The organism is Vallitalea sediminicola, assembly GCF_054408565.1.
The window spans coordinates 1-262 of the sequence record NZ_BTPT01000155.1 but is presented as its reverse complement, the minus strand read 5'-3'; the positions used below and the strand labels follow the sequence as shown (position 1 = coordinate 262).

Here is a 262-nt window from a genome sequence, read left to right as displayed (position 1 = left end):
TTTTTTTTGGGGGGACAGCAGAAGACGGCATCACAGCTACATCTGTGCATGGAGTCACGACGTGTGCTCTCAAGAGAGCCAAAACATAGCCCAAAGAAGTGAAATTGAGGAAGTTTAATTAATTCACAAAAAAGACTTTCTGGGGGAATATTGTTTACATGTGGAAGGGCGTGTGTAAAGGAGGTTACTTGAAAAGGCTTTTCAAAATACAGTCTTTTCCACTTTTTCACTCTCCCTCCAAAAATCCCTATAACTTTGAAAG

General features: G+C 40.5%; 1 protein-coding gene. It reads right to left on the bottom strand.

Annotated elements, in window-relative coordinates; all coding sequences use genetic code 11:
- Window positions 1–230: hypothetical protein (locus ACX6CF_RS26260; protein WP_458788340.1), on the bottom strand; the 230-nt coding region annotated here is incomplete at its 3' end.
- Between the last annotated feature and the right edge of the window lie 32 nt (window positions 231–262).